Source organism: Paraburkholderia sp. BCC1886, assembly GCF_900996245.1.
In the GTDB taxonomy this organism is placed as follows: domain Bacteria; phylum Pseudomonadota; class Gammaproteobacteria; order Burkholderiales; family Burkholderiaceae; genus Paraburkholderia.
Window position 1 is genome coordinate 149459 of sequence record NZ_CAAJGK010000129.1, and the last position, 19743, is coordinate 169201.

At 65.2% G+C, this 19743-nt stretch carries 20 protein-coding genes; 8 read left to right on the forward strand and 12 right to left on the reverse strand.

The genetic code is table 11. The features are described from left to right. Positions 1-54: 54 nt before the first annotated feature. The 9 genes from FQ746_RS33970 to FQ746_RS34010 form a co-directional block, all read right to left on the reverse strand. Positions 55-1500 carry a secretion protein gene (locus FQ746_RS33970; RefSeq protein ID WP_144114184.1) on the reverse strand — a complete coding sequence of 482 codons (1446 nt, stop codon included), beginning with the start codon at positions 1498-1500 and terminating at the stop codon, positions 55-57. A 124-nt stretch (positions 1501-1624) separates the two neighbouring features. Continuing rightward, a complete protein-coding gene (locus FQ746_RS33975) occupies positions 1625-2887 on the reverse strand; it encodes a hypothetical protein (RefSeq protein ID WP_144114185.1) in 1263 nt (420 codons plus the stop codon). A 79-nt stretch (positions 2888-2966) separates the two neighbouring features. After that, entirely contained in the window at positions 2967-3230 is a 264-nt protein-coding gene (gene sctS, locus FQ746_RS33980) for a type III secretion system export apparatus subunit SctS (protein ID WP_144114186.1), read from the reverse strand. Between the two features lie 4 nt (positions 3231-3234). Continuing rightward, positions 3235-3903, reverse strand: a complete 669-nt coding sequence (gene sctR, locus FQ746_RS33985; RefSeq protein ID WP_144114187.1) for a type III secretion system export apparatus subunit SctR — start codon at positions 3901-3903, stop codon at positions 3235-3237. Beyond that, positions 3887-5200, reverse strand: coding sequence for a type III secretion system cytoplasmic ring protein SctQ (sctQ, locus tag FQ746_RS33990; RefSeq protein WP_144114188.1), 1314 nt, complete (start codon positions 5198-5200; stop codon positions 3887-3889). The genes sctR and sctQ overlap by 17 nt, the downstream gene beginning before the upstream one ends. 65 nt (positions 5201-5265) lie before the next feature. Beyond that, positions 5266-5895, reverse strand: a complete 630-nt coding sequence (gene sctP, locus FQ746_RS33995) for a type III secretion system protein SctP (protein WP_144114189.1) — start codon at positions 5893-5895, stop codon at positions 5266-5268. A gap of 74 nt (positions 5896-5969) precedes the next feature. Then, positions 5970-8108, reverse strand: a complete 2139-nt coding sequence (gene sctV, locus FQ746_RS34000; protein ID WP_186310918.1) for a type III secretion system export apparatus subunit SctV — start codon at positions 8106-8108, stop codon at positions 5970-5972. Positions 8109-8191: 83 nt separating this feature from the next. Beyond that, positions 8192-9277, reverse strand: a complete 1086-nt coding sequence (gene sctU, locus FQ746_RS34005; RefSeq protein WP_144114191.1) for a type III secretion system export apparatus subunit SctU — start codon at positions 9275-9277, stop codon at positions 8192-8194. 180 nt (positions 9278-9457) lie between these two features. After that, positions 9458-10453 (reverse strand): alpha/beta fold hydrolase, encoded by a 996-nt coding sequence (locus tag FQ746_RS34010; protein ID WP_144114192.1) that lies wholly within the window; start codon positions 10451-10453, stop codon positions 9458-9460. Between the two features lie 96 nt (positions 10454-10549). Here FQ746_RS34010 and FQ746_RS34015 point away from each other — a divergent pair, with 96 nt between their 5' ends. From FQ746_RS34015 to FQ746_RS34030, 5 genes are all read left to right on the forward strand, one after another. Further along, positions 10550-11485 carry a LysR substrate-binding domain-containing protein gene (locus FQ746_RS34015; protein WP_144114193.1) on the forward strand — a complete coding sequence of 312 codons (936 nt, stop codon included), beginning with the start codon at positions 10550-10552 and terminating at the stop codon, positions 11483-11485. Positions 11486-11624: 139 nt separating this feature from the next. Further along, positions 11625-12878, forward strand: coding sequence for an MFS transporter (locus tag FQ746_RS34020; protein ID WP_144114194.1), 1254 nt, complete (start codon positions 11625-11627; stop codon positions 12876-12878). Next, positions 12875-13000, forward strand: coding sequence for a hypothetical protein (locus FQ746_RS35455; RefSeq protein WP_260854267.1), 126 nt, complete (start codon positions 12875-12877; stop codon positions 12998-13000). Before FQ746_RS34020 ends, FQ746_RS35455 begins: the two co-directional genes overlap by 4 nt. Positions 13001-13166: 166 nt before the next feature. Then, a complete protein-coding gene (locus FQ746_RS34025; protein ID WP_260854268.1) occupies positions 13167-13514 on the forward strand; it encodes a hypothetical protein in 348 nt (115 codons plus the stop codon). A gap of 54 nt (positions 13515-13568) precedes the next feature. After that, positions 13569-13949, forward strand: a complete 381-nt coding sequence (locus FQ746_RS34030) for a hypothetical protein (RefSeq protein ID WP_144114195.1) — start codon at positions 13569-13571, stop codon at positions 13947-13949. A 95-nt stretch (positions 13950-14044) separates the two neighbouring features. Here the strand turns inward: FQ746_RS34030 and FQ746_RS34035 are convergent, their stop codons facing one another. Together FQ746_RS34035 and FQ746_RS34040 are read right to left on the reverse strand one after the other, a co-directional pair. Next, positions 14045-14467 carry a PaaI family thioesterase gene (locus FQ746_RS34035; RefSeq protein ID WP_144114196.1) on the reverse strand — a complete coding sequence of 141 codons (423 nt, stop codon included), beginning with the start codon at positions 14465-14467 and terminating at the stop codon, positions 14045-14047. 162 nt (positions 14468-14629) lie between these two features. Further along, entirely contained in the window at positions 14630-15595 is a 966-nt protein-coding gene (locus FQ746_RS34040) for a LysR family transcriptional regulator (protein WP_144114197.1), read from the reverse strand. A 94-nt stretch (positions 15596-15689) separates the two neighbouring features. Between FQ746_RS34040 and FQ746_RS34045 the strand changes: the two genes are divergently transcribed. Beyond that, positions 15690-16703 carry a zinc-dependent alcohol dehydrogenase family protein gene (locus FQ746_RS34045; protein ID WP_144114198.1) on the forward strand — a complete coding sequence of 338 codons (1014 nt, stop codon included), beginning with the start codon at positions 15690-15692 and terminating at the stop codon, positions 16701-16703. On the opposite strand, the gene FQ746_RS34050 is transcribed toward FQ746_RS34045, so the two are convergent. Beyond that, on the reverse strand, positions 16700-17632 hold the full coding sequence (locus tag FQ746_RS34050; protein ID WP_144114199.1) for a LysR family transcriptional regulator: 933 nt from the start codon (positions 17630-17632) through the stop codon (positions 16700-16702). The two genes, FQ746_RS34045 and FQ746_RS34050, sit on opposite strands and share 4 nt — an antisense overlap. A 215-nt stretch (positions 17633-17847) precedes the next feature. On the opposite strand from FQ746_RS34050, the gene FQ746_RS34055 reads away from it, so the two are divergent. Both FQ746_RS34055 and benB read left to right on the forward strand, forming a co-directional pair. Beyond that, the gene (locus FQ746_RS34055) at positions 17848-19206 is read left to right on the forward strand and encodes a Rieske 2Fe-2S domain-containing protein (protein WP_144114200.1); all 1359 of its coding nucleotides are present in this window, start codon (positions 17848-17850) and stop codon (positions 19204-19206) included. Then, a complete protein-coding gene (benB, locus tag FQ746_RS34060) occupies positions 19203-19691 on the forward strand; it encodes a benzoate 1,2-dioxygenase small subunit (RefSeq protein ID WP_144114201.1) in 489 nt (162 codons plus the stop codon). Before FQ746_RS34055 ends, benB begins: the two co-directional genes overlap by 4 nt. The last annotated feature ends 52 nt before the right edge of the window (positions 19692-19743 follow it).

Consider the following 19743-nt stretch of genomic DNA (forward strand, 5'->3'; position numbering starts at 1 on the left):
GTTCGGTGCGGCGGCTAGTGCAGCGGCTAGTGCGGCGGCTAGTTGGGCATGACGTCAGTCGGAAGGCAAGGGCACCTGGCCGGCCATGCCGATCGTGTTCGTATTGCCCGTCGAACGCGGCTCGCGTGACGCCGGGGTTGCATCGGTCGGTGCTGCGGACGCCGTCGTGACGGGCACGCTCGCGGTTGTGGTGGACGAGGCGTTCGTGGCGTTCATCGCATTCGTCGTTGCGCCAGGCGCCGCACTGGCCGCCGCACTAGCCGCCGCACTAGCCGCCGCATCCTCCGTCGTCGCGCCCGAGGCTGCCGCGCTATCCGGGACCGCGTAAATATGTTTCACGCCATCGGGCGTCTCGGCGTACTGCACGTCGCCCGACGACACCAGCGCCGTGAAGGTGCCCTGCGGCAGCGCCGGCGCCGAAGCAGGCTGCGCGACATCGGTCAGCGCGACCCGGATCTGCGTCACGCTGTGATCGAGATCGCCGCGAATCCGGGTCAACGCGCTCTCCACGCGCTGACGGTTGGCGACCGTGCCCGACACCGTGAACACGCCATGCCCGTCGTATTTCACCTGCACGCCATCCACGCCGATCGCGTCGCGAATACCGCGCGCCGTATCGTCGGCGATACCGTAGTGGCGCACGACCACACCGGGCCGCATGCGCTCGAAGATCTGCCGCGCGAGCGCATCTTCACCGCTGCTGCGCACCATCCCGCCGACAACCGCACGCGCCGTGTCATCGCCGGATTTGCCGCCTGCCGGGGCGCCGTCGCCTGCGACGGCGCCCGCTTCGCGAGTGGCGTGCAACTCGTCGAGATGCGCGTCGAACAGCGCGCGATTCAGGCTCTGTTCGAGTTGCACGTCCGGCGGCGTCAGGGCCGCGCGGCTCACGTTCGTGGTCAGCGCGAAACTGATGCCGACCGCGCCCGCGCTCAACACCACACACAACGCGGCGATGCCGGTGTAGCGCCGCCGTTTGACGCGCGCCGCCGCGTGCACGGCGTTGTCGGCCTCGCGCTGCGCTTCTCCAGGTGCGCTCAGCAGCGTCGCGAGAAGGGCGAGGTCGCTGGGCCACTCGGCGTCCGCCCATCCGATGCACAGCGCCGTGTCGCCGAATTGCATCGGCACGAAATCGACCATCAGCACGCAACCCGGATCGAGCGTTGCCGCCGGGTCGCCCTCAGCGCCGTCTGCGTCGTGAGTCTCAGGGCCGGCGGATTGCGCACGGGCTGCCTGCTTGCCGGTCGCCGCATCTGCGGTTGGGTTCGCGTGCGCCGCTGCGGCCCCTGACGAACCCGCTTCGGCCACCGCCATCGCCGGCGTTTCCAGCCGCTGGCTGCTCACCACACCGTCCGCTTCGACGCTGAGCAGTACATCGACGCCGCGCCAGTCGGTGATCTGGATATCGGCGTCGTCATCGGTGCCGATCCGGTACGTGCCGGGCTCCAGCAGCACCTGCGCGCCGGCGTGATGACCCGTGAGAATGCGTAGCAGTTTCATGGCTGGATCGTCTGTCTACGTGATGCGGACCTGCGGCTGGCCTGCTTTCGATGCTTGCACTTTAGCCGCACCGATCCGGCATTCCGCGACGCGACGCGAAGCGGTCGGCAGGCAGGCGAAGTCTTCATGCGGAGTCCGGCGGCCAGGCGCTTTGTGCGGATCCGCCAGTCTCGTCGGGCGCGTTGCCGCCTGCACCGGCGCTCAGCGAGGCCAGCGCGCCGGCCGTGCGGGCAGCCCGCGATTCGATTAGCGGGCGCTCCAGCATCAGCAGATGCAGCGGCAGCAGGAGGTTGAAATCCTGCACACGCTGGATGATCGATGATCCGGCAGCGGAGGAAGCGTTCGACCTCGTAGCCGGTGTGCGCCCGCTCGATGCACTCGCCCCTTCCGGTGAGCCGACGACGCGCAAACCGTCGACGCGAGGCGCCGGAATCGCGGTCGGCGCGACCGATGCCACCGACGCCACCGACGCCACCGATGCCACCGACGCCACCGATGCCACCGACGCCACCGACGCCACCGACGCCACCGACGCCACCGACGCCACCGACGCTGACATTGCCGCCGACGCCGACGCTACCCCCGCCAATTTCCCCGCATGCTGCGCAGCACGCTCGACGAGGCGCGCACAGATCGCCCCGAAACCTGCCGCCGCACCCGCACCGAGAAAGCTGCGCGCAAGCGCGCCTTCCTGCGCAAGCCGATACAAACGCGCATCGAGACGCGCCGCCGGACCCGCGCCGATCTCATCACGCAGCGCCAGCAGCGCATCGCAACAACCGTCGATCAGCGCGTCGTTGCCGGGCGCGTCCGCATCATGCTGCATCGCCGCGCTGAGCCAGTCGGGCATGGTCATGCGATCCGCGGTTGCACCGGGCCGTCGCACCACGTTGCCCGCTCCCGACAGGCGCCATTCGCGCGGACGGCGCGGTTGCTGGCCTTGCCCGTCTTTCTGACCGTCCTGCTGAGACTGCTGCTTACCGCCGCGTTGTCCACCGCCGCGACCGCCGTCGCGAGTCACGCGCGACGACGCATGACGGCCCGCGCCGCCGCGCGGCAGCGACGCATGCGCACCGGCGGGCCGTTGACGCATCTGCGCGGCCTTGGCCGACTGCGCGAACCGGCCGCGCTGTTTCGCACGCGCGCGTTTGACTTGCGCAAGCCGGTCGCGCAATTTGTCAGCGTGCGATTTGTTGGCGAGCAGCTTCGCCTGAGCGTGGCGCGCGTGCGCGAAGGTGGTACGGCCGCGATACAGCGCGGCGCGATGATCGCTGCGTGCTGCCTGATCGGCGTGTCCGGCTCGCGCGCGATCGGTTTGCGCGGCGGAGTCGGCGGAATTGACGGAGTTGGCGCGCGCGACCGGCGCGTTCGGCGAGACCGGAGTCATCGGCTTCCACCCCACGAACGACGCGGCAGACGTCCAGACGCAAGCCGCGCAGAGCCGGATGGAACGACGGCAAGTACGCTCATAACGGCAGCGCGGTGCGCATCATCTGGTTGGCAAAATGCAGCACGGCCGACGCGGCGAGCGGCGCGGCAATCACGATCGCGATGACCACCGCGACGAGCTTCACGCCGTGCGGCAAGGTCTGATCCTGCATCGAGGTGATGGCTTGCAGAAACGACACCGCGAGCCCGACCAGCGCGGCCACCAGCACGATGGGCAGCGAGCAGTACAGGCACAGCAACATGCCTTGCGCGGTGGCGCCGATCAGCGTGTCGATGTCCATGAGATCACCTGTAGGTCAGCACGAGTCCGTGAATCAGCGTGGACCAGCCGTCCATCACCACGAACAGCAGCAGCTTGAAGGGAATCGCGACATTGGTCGGCTGCACCTGGTTCAGGCCCATCGCGAGCAGCACATTGGCGACGATCAGATCCACCACGATGAACGAGATGTAAAGCAGAAAGCCGATCTTGAACGCGTCGGTGAGTTCGCTCAGCGTGAAAGCCGGCGCGAGCACCATCAGGTCGGTTTCCTTCAGTTGACTGGCCTGTTCCTTGGGCCAGACGAGCGACGCGGAGCGCAGGAAGAAACGCTTTTCGCGTTCATGCGCATGGGCTTCGAGAAACTTGCGGAACGGTTCGCGCGCGGCGCCGAACGCCTGGATCACCGTTTGCGAAGAAGACGCGCCACCGGCGGCAGCATTCGCACCGGCATCGGCGGACATTCCGTTCGACGCGGCAATCAGCACCGGCGCCATCACGTAGGCGGAGACCAGAATCGCGATGCCGTTGAGCACCATGTTCGGCGGCACCTGCTGCACGCCGAGCGCGTTGCGCAGCAAGCCGAGCACCACCACGATCTTCATGTACGAGGTCACCACCATCGCCATGAACGGCAGGATGCTGATCGCCAGTACGACGAGCAGCAGTCCTGTGATGTCACCGTACTGAAGCATCGCCGTGCGCCATTCTGACGATGCGGATGCCGAGATGTTCGGCGACCGCGATCAGTTCGCCGTAACCGATGGTCTGTCCGTGCGCGACCAGGCGGATCTGCGCATCGGCGACCGGCGTGTCGAGTTCGATCACGTGTCCCGGTCGCAACGACGACAGTTGCGCGAGCGGCAAGGCCACGCTGTCCAGTTCGAACTGCACCGGCAGGTCGAGTTCGCCGATTTCGATCGGGTCGCCTTGCAGGTCGACGGTGAGCGGCGGGCTGCCGTCGTCGGGGTACTGCGCTTCGTCGTTCATGATGGGGTCCTCGAGAATGGCAAGTCGGTTGTCGTCGATCTGGACCGCGACATTGAGCCGGGTCAGCCCGGGCGTGCCCCACGCGGCATGGGCCCGGAACGGATGGCCGAGACCCAGTGCGGTCTCGGTGGCGTGAGGAAGCGTGCGCAACAGGACATCACCGGGCCGCAGCGCTTCGAGCGCGGCGATCGCGATGCGCCGCGCGCCGATCGTGATACGGCCGGGAATGCGCCACGCCGGTAGGGACGGCGAGCGCACCGCCAGATTGGGTGTCGAGGCATGAGCGCCCGACGTGGAGGGCGCGGCGTGCTCGTGCAGCGAGGCGATGCGGCGCTCCAGCAGCGCCAGGATGGCCGGACTCGCCTGCACGTGCGCCGTGTGATGCCGGCCGCCTGCGGTGAGCGCGACGTGTGCGAGCAGGGCGTCCGCGCGATCGGCGGCGTCGGCACGTGACGCCGCCGGTGCATCCGGATCGAGGCGCCGCACTTCGGCGACGCGCCAGGTGCCGATGCCCGCACTCAGCAGCGTTTCGACCAGCGGCGCGAGCAGGGCCGCCGCGATCGACTGACGCAACGCCTGCGCCGCGCCGGCGTTCGCGCTGCCTTCAGCGGGGCTGACTGGTTCAGCCGACGCCAGTATCTGCAAGGCCGGATAGCTGCGCAGATCGACATCGATCGACATCGTGCCCGCGACGTGCGCCAGCACGATCCGGCCGGGTTCCTCGACAGGCGGTGCGGCGTCGTCGCGGGATACAGGCTGCAACTGCCAGTTCTCGATGCCGGACAATCGCGCGACCAACCCATCCAGCCGCGCATCGAACAGCACCCGTGACGCTTGCGCGGCCGCTTCGCCGACGCGTTCGAGATGCGCGGCGAGCGAGTGCCGGTCCGCTGGCGCAGGCACGTGGGAACGCGTGTGCGCGGCCACAGCCGCCGCGCGCGGGCGGCCGGAATCGGCGAGGCGGTCTTCGTGAGGAGCGGTTTCGTCCAGCGCGATTGCCATGAGTTAGACGTCGAGGTCGGCGTTGAGGCGCTCGCCGCACGGCGACGTATCGCGTAGGCGGCAAGTCACCAGATGGTGATGTCCACCTGGCGCGGTTCGCCCCAGGCGTCGAGCAGTTCGGTGAGTTCGCGGTCGAGCAGATGACTGTGCTGCAAGAGTAGTTGTCGGCTCGACGGATCCTGCGCGTCGAAACGAAGCTGCAGACAGAGAGGCGAAAGCGTCAGATACAGCGTGGTGTCGGGCAACAGCTTCGGATCGAGCGGCAGGCGCACTTCCCAGTTGCCCGACCGGGTAATCGCGCGGTTCGCACAGAAGGCCGCGACTTCGCGGGCAACCCGCGCGGTGAGCTGGATAAACTGGTTTTGCTGGCGGTACACCGCTTCGACGATCGGCACGCTGACCGAGCCGATCCGCTCGGCGAGCGTGCCCGCCTTGCGCCCGGCATGGCCGCCGGGGCCGGACGACACGCTGGGGTCCGGCGCGTCGTCGTCCGGCAGATCGGTGCCGGCTTGCGCCGAGCCTGCCGTGCCCGCCGACTCGCCGTCGCCGTCGCCCGAAGCCGAAGGGTCGCGCGGCGTCAGGCGGCGCCGCAGCAGCGCCGCATAGTCGACGCGCCGCGAGCGCGGCGCACCGGCGCCTTCCTGCTCGGGATGCTCGGGCGCGATGATGCGGGCGGGGCGATGGATGCGTGACATGGCGCGGCCCGGTCCTCAGCCGCTCGCGTTCACGCGCGTGCTCTCGCGGCTCGGCCCGCGACGCGTCGTGCGGCTCATAACGTGACCCGGCCCATCGGTTGCAGATCGACGTGCGCGCCCAGTTCCTGGTACGAATACACCGACAGCCAACCGAGTTGCGATTCGATCATGCGGCGCACGTAGCGGCGAATATCCATCGACGTAACCAGCGCGATGCCCGCGCGCGGCACCGGGCCGACGAAGGTCTGAATGCTGTCGACCAGGAATTTCGCCTGATCCGGCGGCAGCGCCAGATAGTTGCCGGTCGGCGTCTGCTTGATGGCCTGGCGGATATGCTGCTCGACCGGCATGTCGAACAACACCACCGGCAACTGCTTCGCACCGTTGGCCGCACGGTGCGCAAGAAAGCGCGACAGGTCGCCGCGCACGTACTCGGTGAGCATCAGCATGTCCTTTTCTTTCGGCCCCCAGGTAATCAGGCTCTCCATGATGTTGCGGGCATTGCGGATCGACACCTGTTCTTCGAGCAGACGCCGCAGTACGTCGGCGATACGCTGCGGCGGCAGCACCTTCTGCACTTCGGCGACCAGTCCGGGATAGTCGGCGCCCAGTTGTTCGAGGATGTACTGGACTTCCTGCACGCCGACGAACAGCGTCGCGTGCTGCCTGAGCAAGGCCACCGACGCGTGCGCGATCAGCTGTTCCGCGCGCCACACGCGGGTCTTGGCGGGCGCGGCTTTTTCGTCGATCCAGTAGGTCTGCCGGCCGTCCGCGGCGAGCGGCGAGCCGACGTCGCAGCGTGCGATCAGTGCGGTCGTGCTGTCCGTTTCCTGCGCGGCCGCAGCCGTGACCGGGTTCGTCGCATCGACGGCGTCCGCGCGCGCTTCGCTCGCGGTTGCTGCGCCGAGGTCGGGCAGCACCACCTTGCCGGCCGGCAAGGCCAGCGACAGTTGCGGCACGTCGTGCATCAGGAATTCGCAACTGGAGGGCGGCACGCGGTCCGAGACCCACAGCGTGATGCCGGGAAACGGCAAGCCGAGTTCTTCCTGCAGCAACGCGCGTTCGGCTTCGAAAGCCTTGTCGAGTGCGCCCGGGTTGATGCGCGCCACCAGGTCCGCGGAGATACGCACGCCGAGCGGCGCGGTGAAGGCGGGCGCTTGCCCCAGAATGGCAGGCGAACTGGTTTTCGAGCCCGCACGTTGCATCGAACCGAGCGGTTCGCTACCCGGCGCACCGTGTCCCGCATTGCCTTTGCCGAGCCGGTACGCGGTAAAGCCGAGAATGCCCGACAGCAGCAGGAACAGCGGCCACGGAAAACCCGGCACCGCGGCGAACGCCAGCAGCAGCAAAGACGCGAACGCCAGCGCGCGGGCGCTGGTGGTCAACTGCTTGCCGATTTCCGCGCCGAGCGACAGCGGCTTTTCCTCGCGCTCGTCGGCGACCCGCGTGATCATCACGCCGGCAGCCACCGAGAGCAGCAGCGACGGAATCTGCGAAACCATCGCATCGCCGATCGACAGGATCGAGAAGCGGTTCGCCGCTTCGCCGGCCGTCATGCCGTGATACGAGACGCCCACCGCGAGTCCCGCGACGATATTCACGACCGTGATGATCAGCCCGGCGATCGCATCGCCCTTGACGAATTTCATCGCGCCGTCCATGCCGCCGTGCAGCGCGCTTTCCAGCGCGAGCGTCGCGCGTTTGCGGCGCGCTTCTTCGGCCGTCAGGTTGTTCGCGCGCAGATCGGCGTCGATACTCATCTGCTTGCCCGGCAGCGCGTCGAGCGTGAAGCGCGCGCCGACTTCCGCGACCCGCTCCGAGCCTTTCGCGATCACGATGAACTGCACCACGGTGATGATCACGAACACCACGATGCCGACCACCAGGTTACCGCCCACCACCAGTTGCCCGAAGCTGTCGATGATCTCGCCGGCCTCGGCGTGCAGCAGGATCGACTTCGTGGAGGCGATGTTGAGCGAGAGACGGTAGAGCGTCGTGAACAGCAGGAGCGAGGGAAACGCCGACAGCGACGAGATGCTCGGCACGTACAGCGTGATCATCAGCAAGGTCACGCTGATCGCCAGGTTCACGCTCAGCAGGATATCGATGAGCCAGGTGGGCAGCGGCAGGATCATCAGCGAGATCATCGCGATGACGAGGCCCAGTAGGGCGATTTCGCCGCCGGCGGGCAACTTCAGCGTCTTGAGCATGATGACCTCGATGAGTTCGGCGGATGCGGCGAACCAGGTAAGTCCGGCGAGAGCTTCATGGAAAATGGATGGACGGCGCGCATCGGTCAGTGCGCGCGTTGGGCGTTCGCTGCGTCGCCCGCGGCGATGGATTTCGCGCCGAGCGAGTCGACCCAGCGCAGGATCGCCGCGACCGTCTCGAACAGTTCTTCCGGAATCGGCGCGCCGATCTCGACCTTGTACAAGGCGCGCGCCACCGGCGGGTTGCCGACGATCGGCACGTCCGCGCTGTGCGCTTCTCGGCGCAGACGCGCGGCCTCTTCGTCGAAGCCTTTGGCGATGACCACCGGCAGCGGGTTTTCTTCCGGCGCATAGCGGATGGCGACCGCGTAGTGCGTGGGATTGACCACCATCACGTTGGCCGCGCCGATTTTTGGACGCGGCGCGCTGCTCGCGAGTTCGCGCGCGATCCGGCGCCGCTCGCCCTTGATGACCGGGTCGCCTTCGTCCTGCTTGTGTTCGCGCTTGACCTCGTCCTTGCTCATTTTCTTGCTGCGGATAAAGAGCCATTTCTGCAGCTTCACGTCGGCCGCGCCCATCACGATGAACACCAGCGCGGCCACGCCGAACAGTTTCATCACCATGCCGGCGAACAGTCGCGAGAGTTGCGGCAACGGCTGGTAGAGCGAGCCGACCACCATCGGCAGCATGGTGCGGATGGTTTCCCACATGACGAGCGCGACGATCAGCCCTTTGACGATCATCTTCGCGAGATCGATCAGCGCACGCACCGAGAAAATTTTCTTGATGCCGGCCATCGGGCTGACGGCGCTCAGCTTGAACGCGACCGGCTTCATCGACACCTGAAAGCCGGTTTGCGGAATCAGCGCCACGCAGACGGCGGTTGTTGCCGCGACCAGCGGCACGACCAGCGCACCGGCCAGACGCACGCCGATCTGTTCGAGCGCGATCGACAGCGCGACGAGGTCGTGATCGCCCGAGACGAAGCGCAATGCGATCGTCAGCGAAGAGCGGGTCGCATCGACGATCATGTCGCCGCACGCGAGCAGCACGATGACACCGGCCGCCAGCAGGATGCCGTCGATCAGGTCGGTGCTCTTCGAAACCTCACCGTCGCGGCGCGCTTCGCGCAGCTTTTTCTCGGTGGGCTGTTCGGTTTTTTCGTCGCTCATGGCGGGCCCGGGTGCTGCTCGATGGATTGCCTGACAGCCAATGGCCGGCCACGGCGCATGCCGGCCGACCTGAACCGATCATAGCGGCGGCGCCCGCGTGCAGAAGTCCCGGCCCGAAGCGCCGGCCGGGGAAGCGAAGCGGTGTATGCGGGGAGCAGGGAGCGGTGCCGGCCCTGCGGCTTAGCGAGGCCGCGCGGGCGGATAGTGAGAGACGACGCTGCCGGGCAAGCCTTCGCGCAACGCGCCGCATTCGAGCCATGCGAGCGCAATTGGCCAGAGGTTTTCCGCGAAACGGCTGTGGAAGAAAGCGAAATGCCCGATCGCCGACTCGCCGATCTGCGCCGGTGCGATACGCAGATGCGTCAGCGTACTGCCCGTGAAATAACGCAGCAGCCGCTCGATGGCCGGGATCGTGCCGAACTCGTCGTCGGTCGCGCCGATTGCGAGCAGCGGCGCTCGCACCGCCGCGAAGCGATCGACGAGCCGGTCGCGCTGCGAGTCGTCGAGCGCGAACGGCTTGCGTCGGAAGGTGTCTTCGAAACGGCGCTTGCTGCGGCTCCATGACAAGGCGACACCTTTCGGCGTGTTTTCCATCCAGCCCAGACGTTTGGCCGGCACATAGCCGACCAGCAGCGCGAAGAGCGGCATCAACAGATGCCAGCGCCAGAGCATTGCGAGCTTGCGGCCGGGCGCGTAGTCGCGCCAGTGGGCGTACTGCGCGCCTATCGTGACGACGCGCCGGATCGACGCGTTCGACGGCGCGAGCCCGACGAGGACGCCGCCGATGCTGTGCGCGACGACGTCGACCGGTTGGCCCGGAAAGGCGCGCGCCGTGTATTGCAGCACGGCCTCGAAATCGAGTTGTCCCCAGTCGAGCCACGACGCGTGAAAGCCGCGCAGCGAGCGAGGCCGCGATTCGCCGATACCGCGGTAGTCGTAGACGATCGCGTCGTAGCCATGACTGAAGAGGAAGGCGGCGAACCGGAAGTAGTAGCGGCAGCGCACGGATGTCGCCGCATTGACGATCACCACCGGCCGTGCGTCGGTGTTGCCGGCGGACTCGCCCGTCCCGCTCGCCTCCCGCGCGCGATGACGCCAGACGAAGCCATGAATCGGGTAGCCGTCCGCGGCGACCAGCGTGATGGCCTGGGGGGCGTCGGTCTCTCTGTCCTGCATTGGGTCTCCGCCTGATTGGGCTGTACCGTCACATTCCACTTGACTCGCGCGGCGAGCTCAACCAACCTTCTCGCATCTTTCGCATGAGGAATACGAATGCCAGTCCCGCTCGTCCGGCTCGCCTCGCTCGACCTGATTCGCGGCTTCGTCGCGGTCGGCCGGCGCATGAGCATTACGCTCGCCGCCGAAGACTTATGCCTGACCCAGTCGGCGCTGAGCCGCCAGGTTCGCGCGCTCGAGGACTCGCTCGGCTTCGTGCTGTTCCAGCGCGGCTACCGGTCGATTTCCTTCACGCCGGAAGGCGAACGCCTGTTTCGCACCGCCGACGCCGCCGTTCAGCAACTGCAGGAAGTCTTCGAAGTGTTGGGGCATGCGCAGGAGCGGCTGCCCGTGACGATTACAGCCAGCATCGGCGTGACCGGGCTCTGGCTGTTGCCGCGTATCAACGCGTTTCAGAAGCGCTGCCCGAAGGTCGATCTGCGAATGGCGGCAATCGACAGAAACGTCGATTTGCGTGCCGAGGGCATCGATCTCGGCATTCGCTATTGCACGGCAACCAATGCGCCGCCGGGCGCTGTGCGGCTGTTCGACGAGGCCGTGGTGCCGGTGGCGCATCCGTCGCTCGGACTCGTGGGGCTCGACGAGGCCGTCGTGCTCGAGCGGCACACGCTGCTCGAATTCGAAGGACCGCGCCGGCCGCTGCTGCGCTGGTCCGATCAACTCGCCGCAATGGGTTTCGCCCACGCGAAGCCGGGGCGGATGCTGGGTTTCAACCAGTATGACCAGGTCATTGCCGCCGCGCTGGCCGGGCAGGGCATCGCGCTCGGGCGCATCGCGCTGATCGAACCGCTGCTGGCCGACGGACGGCTGGTCGCGCTCGCCGGGAGCGGTCCGGTGCGCTCCAGTACGTACGGTTACTGGCTCTATCAGGCCGAGCCGCAACCGCGCCGCGCCGTGCTCGACGTAGTCGAGTGGATCGTTGCGGAAGCCGGCGCGGTGGAGGAGATCGTTAGCCGGGCGCTCGGCCGGTAACCTCGTTCACCGCATGCGCGCCATGCATGCGAATCCTTCCGAAGTATCGATTGAAGCGTATCGTTCGCCGGCGTTAATGTCCGCGATGGCGTGCGCACTAGCGGTGTGCGCATCCATCCAATACGGCGAACGCGGAGGAATGGTGAGCGGACAACAGGACATCTGGCAAAAACGCTGGGCACCGGTGCTGGCCGGCGGCGTGGTGATGGGCGCCGCACTCGGCGTGCGGCATGTGCAGGGGCTCTTCCTGACACCGGTCACGATCGACCACGGCTGGTCGCGCGAAACCTTCGGTCTCGCGCTGGCGTTACAGAACCTGCTGTGGGGCGTCGCGCAGCCGTTCGCGGGAATGATCGCCGATCGCTTCGGCTCCGCGCGCGTGGTGTTCGCCGGCATGCTGGTCTATGCGCTCGGGCTCGTCGTCATGGCGTATGCGGGCACGCCGGGCGTCTACACGCTCGGCACCGGCGTGCTGGTCGGCGTCGGACTGTCGGGCTCCGCATTCGGCGCCGTGTATGGCGCGTTGTCGCGGATTTTTCCGGCCGCGCATCGCAGTTGGGCGCTCGGCGTGGCAGGCGCGATCGGCGGCCTGGGCCAGTTCTGTACGGTGCCGTTCGTGCAGAGCCTGTTGAGCGGCATCGGCTGGGTCTCGACGCTGCTCGTGCTCGCATCCGCGATGGTGCTGCTCGCGCCGCTGTCGGCCTGGTTGCGCGATCGTCAGGTCGATCATGGCGCGCCACGCGGTCCGGTCGACGGCGAGGCGTCGGCTCAAACAATGGGCGCGGCGATTCGCGAGGCGCTCTCGCATCGCGGATTCTGGCTGCTGAATGCCGGCTTTCTCGCCTGCGGTTTCCAGCTCGCCTTTATCGCCGCGCATCTGCCCGCGTATCTGCTGGACAAGGGGCTGAGCGCGCGCAACGCCAGCATGGCGTTGGCGCTCATTGCGCTCGCCAACGTGATCGGCACTTACCTGTGCGGCTACGTCGGCGACTTCATGCGGCGCAAGTACGTCCTCTCGGCCATTTACTTCATCCGCTCCGGGGCCATGGCGGCGTTCTTTTTCGCGCCGCTCTCGCCGGCGAGCCTCTACGTGTTCGCGTTCCTGCTGGGGTTCATCTGGCTCGGCACGGTGCCGCTCACCAGCGGGGTCGTCGCGCAGGTTTTCGGTGTGCGGTATATCGCGACGCTGTTCGGTTTCGTGTTTTTCGGGCATCAACTGGGGAGTTTTCTCGGCATCTGGCTCGGTGCGCTGGTGTACGACGCAACGCATGCTTACGACCTGCTCTGGTACGGCGCGATCGGGCTCGGGGTGATCGCGGGTCTGTTGCATCTGCCGATCAACGATTCGCGGGTTGCCCACCACCGCGCCGCGCCGCTCGCGCGGCCGGTATGAAAACTTTTGCCGCCGGCATCACGGCATTGCTTGGCATTGCCGTGCTGGCGGTATGTTTCGCGGGTTATCTGACGCCCGCTGCGCTGCTCTCTCTTTTATCGGGACTCGCATTCTGCGATTGATTCCGGTGAACTGTCTGTTTAGTTATTCATCCCGCCAAATAACCGGACTACCGGCTCGCGCCTTTAATGGCCGCAATCGAAATCGAGATCTTCCCGGGAGACGACATTCGCCTTTCTTTGTTATTACGCGTAAGTAAAGTGGTGTTATATTACGTCCGGCTCTGAAATGACTAACCAAAAAATAGGAGAATGCCGGATGTCGAATCGACTCATCGCTTATTCCGCCGCTACGGCGGGCTTATGCATTTTGCTTTCCGCGTGCGGCGGCACCCAGTTGAACATGACGGAAATGCAGACCACCACTGCAAAAACATTAGGGCTCGCGTCTTCGGATGAAATCACGGTCGCCAATGTTCAATACGTTAAAAAGAATGCAATTGGCGGCAGCCAGATCAGCTACGACGCCACCACCGCGCGGGGCCGCAAGTTCACCTGCACCGCGTTCGTCATTCCGGGCTTGACCCCGCTGGACAAGGCAACGTACTCGAATGGCGAATGTCATCCGCGCGGGTGACACGGGTGACACGGGGTTGACTTTCGGCTGCCATCATTTCGTTGGAAAATCCAGATGAAAAAAATTTACGCAATCGCGTTGCTGCTATGGCTTGGCGCGTGTTCGACGGGGGGCGCTTTAGGCGTCGGCAACGAGAAGTTCGACCCGGCCTGGATCAGACAGCATGTGGTAACCGGTAAAACCACTCAGCAGGATATTCAGGCGCTTTACGGCGAGCCGGAACAGAAGCAAACCAGTGCAAGTAATTCCGATACGTGGATATATTCGAAGAACCGGTCAGGAAATAATTTCCTTTCTATGGCCACTGGCATGATTCCCGGTATGTCGACCGTCAATCAGGCTTCGAGTGTCGCGGATATTCACAAGAAAGAAGGTTATGGCGATACGGTGTGGTTCTGGTTCAAGAACGGCGTCGTGACCAACTGGCATAACTAAGCGTGATGCGGCTTTGAATAATCAGCGCGCCGGGGCGCGCTGATTATCTGTGTATCCGGCCGTCGTAATACGTCGCGCCGTCGTGCTAAAGCCGTTTATCGCTGAACATTGGCCACGGTGGCCTGCATCAGCGCAATCAGCTTGTAGCTGTCCTGGGCGCCAGCATAGGCGCGCACTTCGCCGGTACACACCGTCAGCAGTTTTCCCGCATTCTGCACCCGGCCGATGGCGACGAACCGTTCGCCGAGGGCGGGGCGCAGCAGGTTGATCTTGAACTCCGCCGTGACCACCTCGAACCCGGGCGGCGCCTTCGTGAGTGCCGCGTAACCGCAGGCGCTGTCGAGAATGCTGGTCGTCGCGCCCGCATGCAGATAGCCATGCTGTTGGGAAAGGTGCAGGGAGAAGGGCAGTTCGATCTGCACTTCGCCGTCCTCCACGCCGCGTAATTGCGCACCGAGAGTGGCCATCAGGCCTTGGGCGTTGAAACTGTCTGCGATTCGTTTGTAGAGGTCGCTCATTGTATTCATGGGTGAAAGAGTGAGGCTGGAAATGCCGGTGAGGGTGGGAAAGGGCCGACCTGCGCCCTGTGCACCACGAGCCCGGCGTGATACCGGATTCAGAAAGACTCCGTGTTGATAGCACCTTTGCGCGGGCTACGCCATGCCGATGCCATGCCGATCCTAGCTGCGCGCGCGCATCCACGGCGGGGTTTCGAACTCCTGCGCCATCCAGTCGATGAACGCGCGCGTCTTGGCCGGCGTGTATTGCGCCGACGCACGGACCACGTTCATCACTTCGTCGCCAGCCACGTCCCATTCCGGCAGCACAGCGACGAGACGCCCGTCGCGCAGTTCGTCGGCGACGAGCCAGTCGGCGCAGTACGCGACTCCGATCCCGCCAAGCGCCGCCTGAACCACCGCGTCGATATCGTCGGTCGCCAGCCGCGAACGGGTGCGCACGCTGTGCTGCTCGGCCGCTTGTCCGCTGCGTCGCCCGCTGCGTCGCCCGTTGTGCCGCGCCTCCCGCCGCGACAGATGCCATACCGGATGCGACGCCATCGGTATGAAACCGATACACGCATGATTCGCGAGATCGCGTGGATGACGGATCGGCGGATGCGTGTCGATGTAAGCCGGCGCTGCGCACAGCAGCCGCCGCATGCTCAGAATGTGCCGCGCGACGAGCCGGTTGTCCTCCAGCCTGCCGATGCGCACGCCTGCATCGAAGCGCTCCGCGATCAGATCGACGAAACGGTCGGTGAAGACCGCTTCGACGTCCAGTGACGGATACTGCGCAAGAAACGCCGGCAGGCGCGGCGCGATCCAGCGCCGTCCGAAACCGGCCGGCAGGCTGAGCCGCAAGAGCCCCGTCGGCGTAGTGGACAGCGAGCGCGCTTCGTCCTCGCCGCTGCGGATCAACTGCATCGCTTCCTGGGCCCGCTCGCGCAGCCGCAAGCCGGCGTCCGTGGGTGAGAGTCGTCGGGTCGATCGTTCGACCAGACGAATGCCCAGGCGCGTTTCCAGAGCTTGCAGACGCCGCGACACGACCGACGCATCGCGTCCCAGTTGACGTCCCGCCGCCGAGAAACTGCCGGTCTCCAGCACCGCCAGCAAGGCGCCTATTTCATCCGCTTCCGTCCCGTTCATTGCTGCGCTCCATGCACGAATGTCTTGTTCTATCGGTCGATTATAGGTGCGAGAGCCAGTTACGATGGTCGCATCGAAAACCGGGAGAAAAACGATGCGTGCCTATCACTTGACAACGGGAGAAGCCTGGCAACTCCGCCTGGCCGACATGCCCGACCCGCAGCCGGCTGCGGACGAAGTGCTGATCCGGCTCCATGCAGCCGGTCTCAACTATCTGGATCTGATGGTCGCGAGGGGAAGGCTCGGCGACACGACGTCACCCTTCGTGCCGGGTACCGACGGGGCCGGCGAAATCGTCGCAACCGGCGAGCGGGTCAGCGGCTGGGTGCCGGGGGAACGCGTCATCTCAGGCTTGATTGTCGACTGGTCGGCGGGACTGCTGACCGAAGCGAACGGCCGGCGGCTTCGCGGCGTCACGATGCCCGGCTCGCTCGCCGACTACGCGGTCGTGCCTGCCAGTGCGCTGGTGCGCATTCCGGAGAGTCTGTCGTACACGCAGGCCGTCACGCTGCCGATTGCGGCGACCACGGCATGGAATGCGATCGTCAAGAGCCGCACCGGACCGGCTTCGACGGTTGCGCTGCTCGGCACCGGCGGGGTCAGTCTGTTTGCGCTGCAGTATGCGAAGGCGGCCGGCGCGCGGGTCATCCTCGCGTCTTCGTCGGATGAGAAGCTGGAACGCGCGCGCCAACTGGGCGCCGACGTGCTGATCAATTACCGCACGCAGCCCGCCTGGGACGAAGCCGTGCTGGCGGCGACAGGCGGGCGGGGTGCGGATCTGGTGGTGGAAACCGTGGGCGGCGGGACGTTCGCCCGCTCGGTCAACGCGGCGGCGATTGGCGGGACGGTGTATGTGGTGGGGTTCGTCGGCGGCATGGAGGCGAGCCTGCCGTTGCTGCCGGTGATGGTGAAGACGCTGAATATTCTCGGCAGCCAGACCGGCTCGACGAGCGACCTGGAAGCTGCCATGCGCGCCTTGCAGCAGGCGCGAATCGAACCGGTGATCGACCGGGTGTTTGCGTTCGACGAAGCCGGCGACGCGTATCGCTATCTCGCGTCGGCCGCGCATGTCGGCAAGGTGGTGATCGACTTCGACCGGCCTGCTTAAGCGGTGTCGCCGGGCCGGTCCGTACGGGGCACGTAGGGTATCTTCTGCGATTCGTACAGCCGGTAGATCAGTTCGAGCATCTCGCAAATGTCCCGCGACTCGTCCAGCGCCCGCGTACTCATGATGATCGGCGACACCAGCGTGGGGTCGTCCAGTTCCTTGTAGCTCACGTCGTCGCGCTTGAGTCCATACACACTGCTCGGTACGACCGCCACGCCTTCGCCGGCGGCCACCAGCCCGAGCGCAATCTGCAATTCCCGCACTTCGTAAATTCGCCGCGGCTCGAGCGCCCGGTCGCTGAAGGCCGCGAGCACCTGGTCCGCGTAGCTCGGTCGGGGCGCCTTGGGAAAGATGATCAACGTCTCGTTCAGCAGATCGCGCAGCGCGAGGATCGGCTTCGCGTGCGACAACGGGTGGCCTTCCGGCAGCGCGACGATCATTTTTTCTTCGCGCAGGATCACGCGGCGAATGTTGGCGTCTTCGTTGCGGATTCGCCCGAATCCGACGTCGATGCGGCCGTCCTTCAGCGCGCGCAACTGGTCCATCGTGGACATCTCGTGAAGACTCAGTTCGACCGTCGGATTCTCGTCCCGGAACCGGCGGATGATTTTCGGCAGCATGCCGTACAGCGTCGAACCGACGAACCCGACTGAAAGACTCCGCTCGATATTGCCGACGCGCCGCGTCATCGATTCGAGTTCCGCGGTCTGGGCGATCAGTTGGGCGGCGTGCAGGTAGAAGAACTTTCCCGTCTCGGTCAGCTTCAACGGTCGCGAGTTGCGCTCCAGAAGCTGGACGCCGAGTGTCTCTTCGAGTTGCTGGATCGAGCGGCTCAACGGCGGCTGCGCGATATGCAACCGGTCGGCGGCACGCGTGAAGTTGCGCTCTTCGGCCACCGCCACGAAATAACGCAGATGCCGCAATTCCATCTCATACCTCCACGGTATAACCCGATACTCATTCAGTCTTGGACGACGGCCGGATACGTCGATTATTCTGCATTCAGTCGGTGTTTTTCGAGCGGATTATACCTTATCAACATAACGCGCTCGCTAAAAACAGAGGGTTAACCCCGACCGCACACGAGGGTCCGAAGCCGACCACGAATGCGAAACCCACAAAGACGCGCATAGGAGGAGCAACCATGTCCGACACAATCGATCGAGCCCATCAACTGGACGACCTGCTGAGCAATGCCGTGCAGGACGACCGTGAAAACGGCGTGTTCCGCTGCCGGCGCGACATCTTTACGAACGCGGAGTTGTACGAGCTCGAGATGAAGCACATCTTCGAGAGCAACTGGGTCTATCTCGCGCACGAAAGCCAGATTCCGAACAACAACGATTACTACACGACATGGATCGGCCGTCAGCCGATCGTCATCACCCGCGACAAGGCCGGCGAACTGCATGCGGTCATCAACGCCTGCGCGCACAAGGGCGCGATGCTATGCCGTCGCAAGCACGGCAATAAAGGCAGCTTCACCTGCCCGTTTCACGGCTGGACGTTTTCCAATGCCGGCAAGCTGCTCAAGGTGAAGGACGAAAAAACCACCGAGTATCCAGTGCAGTTCAACAAGTCGGGCTCGCACGATCTGCGCAAGGTGGCGCGCTTCCAGAGCTATCAGGGCTTCCTGTTCGGCAGCCTGAATCCGGACGTGATGCCGCTCGAAGATTACCTCGGCGAGACCCGCGTCATCATCGACCAGATCGTGGCGCAAGCACCGAACGGCATCGAAGTGCTGCGCGGCAACTCCTCGTATATCTACGACGGCAACTGGAAGATGCAGATGGAAAACGGCTGCGACGGTTATCACGTCAGCACCGTGCACTGGAACTACGCGGCGACGATGGGCCGGCGCAAGGAAGAGGGCACCAAAGCGGTGGACGCGAACGGCTGGAGCAAGTCCGTCGCCGGCGTGTACGGTTTCGAGCATGGCCACATTCTGCTGTGGACCAACTCGATGAACCCGGAAGTCCGGCCGGTCTACGAACACCGCGATGAAATCGCATCGCGGGTCGGCGAAGACAAGGCGAAGTTCATCGTCAACCAGACCCGCAATCTGTGCCTCTATCCGAACGTCTTCCTGATGGACCAGTTCAGCACGCAGATCCGTGTCGTGCGTCCCATCGGCGTCGACAGGACCGAGGTCAGCATCTTCTGCTTTGCGCCGAAGGGCGAGAGCGCTCAAAGCCGCGCGACCCGCATTCGCCAGTACGAAGACTTCTTCAACGTGACCGGCATGGGCACGAGCGACGACCTCGAAGAGTTCCGCGCATGCCAGTCCGGCTACGCGGGGTCGACGCCGATGTGGAACGACCTCTCGCGTGGCGCGCCGCTGTGGATTCACGGCCCCGACGAGAACGCGAAACGCATGGGCCTGAAGCCGCTCATTTCCGGCGAACGCAGCGAGGACGAAGGCCTGTTCGTGGTCCAGCACGAGTACTGGGTTCAGACGATGCGCGAGGCGCTGCAGAAAGAACACGCGGAGACGACGGTATGAGCTTCGACTACCAGACGATCTGCAACGCGCTGTATCGCGAAGCGCGCTTTCTGGACGACCGCGAATGGGACGAGTGGCTGGCCTGCTACACGGAGGACGTCAGCTACTGGATGCCGGCGTGGGACGACGACGACCGGCTGACGGACGACCCGCATAGCCAGATATCCCTGATGTACTACCCGGACCGCGGCGGTCTGGAAGACCGGGTGTTCCGCATCAAGACCGAACGCAGCGGCGCGTCGATGCCCGAGCCGAGAACGAGTCATAACGTGACCAACGTCGAAGTGCTGGCCGAGCGTGAGAACGAAGTGGATGTTCGCTACAACTTCAACACGCTGAACCACCGCTACAAGGTGACCGATCTGTTTTTCGGCACGATCTACGTCACGTTTCGCCGGGTCGGCGAGCGGTTGCTCATTGCCAATAAAAGAATCGCGTTGAAGAACGACTATATCCGCCAGGTGCTCGACGTCTATCACGTCTGAGGGAAGGGCCGAAGCGGCCGAAGCGGCAGGAACGGGACAGCAAGCAGGAGGC

What these genes read in the sequence shown, in the direction of transcription:
- FQ746_RS33975 (WP_144114185.1), bottom strand. Translation starts at nt 2,887, where the DNA reads ATGACTCCGGTCTCGCCGAACGCGCCGGTCGCGCGCGCCAACTCCGTC.
- FQ746_RS34050 (WP_144114199.1), bottom strand. Translation starts at nt 17,632, where the DNA reads ATGGAATTGCGGCATCTGCGTTATTTCGTGGCGGTGGCCGAAGAGCGC.
- FQ746_RS34010 (WP_144114192.1), bottom strand. Translation starts at nt 10,453, where the DNA reads ATGCAGGACAGAGAGACCGACGCCCCCCAGGCCATCACGCTGGTCGCC.
- FQ746_RS34040 (WP_144114197.1), bottom strand. Translation starts at nt 15,595, where the DNA reads ATGAACGGGACGGAAGCGGATGAAATAGGCGCCTTGCTGGCGGTGCTG.
- FQ746_RS34025 (WP_260854268.1), top strand. Translation starts at nt 13,167, where the DNA reads ATGACTAACCAAAAAATAGGAGAATGCCGGATGTCGAATCGACTCATC.
- FQ746_RS34020 (WP_144114194.1), top strand. Translation starts at nt 11,625, where the DNA reads ATGGTGAGCGGACAACAGGACATCTGGCAAAAACGCTGGGCACCGGTG.
- FQ746_RS34055 (WP_144114200.1), top strand. Translation starts at nt 17,848, where the DNA reads ATGTCCGACACAATCGATCGAGCCCATCAACTGGACGACCTGCTGAGC.
- sctS (WP_144114186.1), bottom strand. Translation starts at nt 3,230, where the DNA reads ATGGACATCGACACGCTGATCGGCGCCACCGCGCAAGGCATGTTGCTG.
- FQ746_RS34030 (WP_144114195.1), top strand. Translation starts at nt 13,569, where the DNA reads ATGAAAAAAATTTACGCAATCGCGTTGCTGCTATGGCTTGGCGCGTGT.
- FQ746_RS35455 (WP_260854267.1), top strand. Translation starts at nt 12,875, where the DNA reads ATGAAAACTTTTGCCGCCGGCATCACGGCATTGCTTGGCATTGCCGTG.
- sctR (WP_144114187.1), bottom strand. Translation starts at nt 3,903, where the DNA reads ATGCTTCAGTACGGTGACATCACAGGACTGCTGCTCGTCGTACTGGCG.
- sctP (WP_144114189.1), bottom strand. Translation starts at nt 5,895, where the DNA reads ATGTCACGCATCCATCGCCCCGCCCGCATCATCGCGCCCGAGCATCCC.
- sctQ (WP_144114188.1), bottom strand. Translation starts at nt 5,200, where the DNA reads ATGGCAATCGCGCTGGACGAAACCGCTCCTCACGAAGACCGCCTCGCC.
- sctU (WP_144114191.1), bottom strand. Translation starts at nt 9,277, where the DNA reads ATGAGCGACGAAAAAACCGAACAGCCCACCGAGAAAAAGCTGCGCGAA.
- FQ746_RS34045 (WP_144114198.1), top strand. Translation starts at nt 15,690, where the DNA reads ATGCGTGCCTATCACTTGACAACGGGAGAAGCCTGGCAACTCCGCCTG.
- FQ746_RS34015 (WP_144114193.1), top strand. Translation starts at nt 10,550, where the DNA reads ATGCCAGTCCCGCTCGTCCGGCTCGCCTCGCTCGACCTGATTCGCGGC.
- FQ746_RS34035 (WP_144114196.1), bottom strand. Translation starts at nt 14,467, where the DNA reads ATGAGCGACCTCTACAAACGAATCGCAGACAGTTTCAACGCCCAAGGC.
- benB (WP_144114201.1), top strand. Translation starts at nt 19,203, where the DNA reads ATGAGCTTCGACTACCAGACGATCTGCAACGCGCTGTATCGCGAAGCG.
- FQ746_RS33970 (WP_144114184.1), bottom strand. Translation starts at nt 1,500, where the DNA reads ATGAAACTGCTACGCATTCTCACGGGTCATCACGCCGGCGCGCAGGTG.